This is a genomic window from Pseudoalteromonas sp. DL2-H2.2, from assembly GCF_021532535.1.
Classification (GTDB): Bacteria; Pseudomonadota; Gammaproteobacteria; order Enterobacterales; family Alteromonadaceae; genus Pseudoalteromonas; species Pseudoalteromonas rubra_A.
In genome coordinates this window covers 1-1640 of record NZ_JAKGBD010000032.1, presented here as the reverse complement: position 1 = coordinate 1640, position 1640 = coordinate 1, and the positions used below count along the sequence as shown (strand labels likewise).

Annotated in this window: 1 pseudogene; it reads right to left on the bottom strand. The window is 43.2% G+C overall.

What is annotated here, in order from left to right:
- Positions 1-524 precede the first annotated feature (524 nt).
- A pseudogene (locus tag L1285_RS23450) lies at positions 525-1423 on the bottom strand (IS630 family transposase).
- Positions 1424-1640: the final 217 nt, after the last annotated feature.

Sequence of the window (1640 nt, the reverse complement as noted above, 5' to 3'; positions counted from 1 at the left end):
TTCCCATTTTATGTCAACACTTAATTTTGAAAAGATTCAGAATCAAGTTTTATTTGACTCCCAACTCGTTGGCTCGTTGCTTTTCAGCGTTGTGCCCCGTGTCGGTGGATGCGCATTATAGGGAAATAGAAAAACGATGCAACCCCTTTTTGCATTTTTCTATCGATAAAATGTCACCACCGCGCCCCTCCCAAATACACACAAAACACAAACAAGATACACACAACCAACTGTGGATAAGATTGCAAATAGACCACACTACAGACCATATTATGAGAGGCGCTCAGAGCCAATATTCTGTCTGTTCTACTTCTCAGATATATAGCACTGGATATAGAGAGAGCCAGAAAGTTAATAAAAATTGCATCGGCGGGCTTTAGTCGTTTTACTTCCTATAAAATCGCGCGTTGAGCAAAGAATGCCTTCAGCATCCGTGTTATTAGCTCCACTACTTCTTACTCATCTAGTCGATATGGTATGTGCCCGGTTCATTATATTAATATTACTTATACCATTTTGAATAATTAACTGGTCAGATTTATACAGCCCCTAAAGCATAATGACTTTACCCTGTCAGCATATGAGATAAACGCATTCCATGCTTCACTAACCTGATCCAAAATGTCACCGTAGCTTGCAAAGGTTCTGTTGGATAACTTGTGTCGTCTAAGCCTGCTCCACACTTGCTCTATGGGGTTTAGCTCAGGGGAATAAGGCGGTAGCCTAATGATCACTACATTCTCTAAGCCCTCTACCAAACCCTCTTTGAAGTGCCAGGCTGCGCGATCCATGATGACCACGGCCATTCTTCCTGGTTGAGTCCTTTGTGATATTTGCGCCAGGTGAGCATACATGACTTCTTTATTCACTAAAGGTGAGATGAGTGCTTCTGTTTCACCAGTCGTTGGACACACTGCACCAAACAGATAGGCATATTCGAATTGTTGCAGCTTTACAACTCTTGGCCGTGAGCCTTTTTCAGCTAAAAATTTTTTAAAAGCTTCCTGGCGAGCTTGACCCCCTTTAGGATGGATTGACCGACTGCTGCTCCATGAGAAGTTGCGCCTTTTCAACAACCTGCGAGCAGCCGACAACTCGTATTTTATGTGAAAAGCTCAGATATATTGCTGAATATCTTCTAGTGTTAGCCGACCACCTTGCGTGCGCTCTATAGAGCCGAGTACATACGCTTTAAGCTGCTTCAGTTGTGCATCACCCAGTTTGCAAGAGCGGCCCGAGCGAGTTAGTTCTTCCTGGCCTTCTAATCCATAGTCAAGATAGTCTTCACCCATTTGTTCACGCTAGTACGACTGACCTTCAAGTATTCAGCAATCTAATAGCGAGATTTCCCTTCAAAGAAATGAGCCAATGCGAGCATGCGCACTTTCTTTCTGGGATCTTTAGTCTGTTCGGAGCGCTTAATTTAATCAGAGGGCTGCAAAATCAATATCGTATCGATGGATATTTAATTTTGACATTAGATCACATGTGCAAAGTACAATGACAGTGAACGACGCGAGTACATTTACTTTGCGCAAGGTGAAATGAGCTGGTTTAGCTGTTGCTGAGGGACTTAAACGCAAAAAGCCTAACTCGTTCGATTCGAGCTTTCTCGTTTGGAGCCTGACAATGATTGTCGG